This is a genomic window from Mycobacterium sp. E2989 (genome assembly GCF_001667595.1).
In the GTDB taxonomy this organism is placed as follows: Bacteria; Actinomycetota; Actinomycetes; order Mycobacteriales; family Mycobacteriaceae; genus Mycobacterium.
The window spans coordinates 1-633 of sequence record NZ_LZJX01000065.1; the positions used below are offsets into that span (position 1 = coordinate 1).

General features: G+C 65.7%; 1 protein-coding gene. It reads left to right on the top strand.

The features are described 5' to 3' along the window. Window positions 1-245: 245 nt before the first annotated feature. Complete coding sequence (locus A5680_RS12520) at window positions 246-545, top strand: PE family protein (protein WP_055405702.1); 300 nt, start codon at window positions 246-248, stop codon at window positions 543-545. Window positions 546-633 lie beyond the last annotated feature (88 nt).

Sequence of the window (633 nt, forward strand, 5' to 3'; positions counted from 1 at the left end):
GCCGGCGCCGCCGCGGGCTACTCGCACAAATACGGATTCCGCTACAGCGTGCTCACCCGACCACCCTCGGCCGGATAAGGAAAGGCCAGGTGAACGGAAGTTGTACACGAATGAACACTCGGCACTAGGGAGGCGAGGCAGCGCGTGACCCACTTAATCTCAGCAGTAAGCCATGCGTGCGGTACGCCCGCCCGCGGACCGTTCTCCGAAGGCCGCCGGGCCTAGGAGCAGGGAGGGATTTTCAGATGTCGTTTGTCACGACGCAGCCGGAGGCGCTGGCCGCGGCCGCGGGCAACTTGCAAAGCATTGGCGCGGCGCTGAATGCGCAGAACGCCGCGGCGGCAGCCCCGACGACGGGGGTGGTGCCGGCGGCCGCTGACGAGGTATCGGCACTGACCGCGGCGCAGTTCTGTGCGCACGGCCAGATGTATCAGGCCGTGAGCGGCCAGGCGTCGGCGATTCACGAGATGTTCGTCAACACCCTGAGCATGAGCTCCGGGTCGTACGCGGTGACTGAGGCGGCCAACGCGGCCGCGACGGGTTAAGGAGCCAAGGATGTTTGATTTCGGGATGCTTCCGCCGGAGGTTACGTCGGCGAAGATTTATGCCGGTCCGGGGTCGGGGTCGTTGATG

Coding starts and splice junctions, on each gene's coding strand:
- A5680_RS12520 (WP_055405702.1), top strand. CDS start 246: ATGTCGTTTGTCACGACGCAGCCGGAGGCGCTGGCCGCGGCCGCGGGC.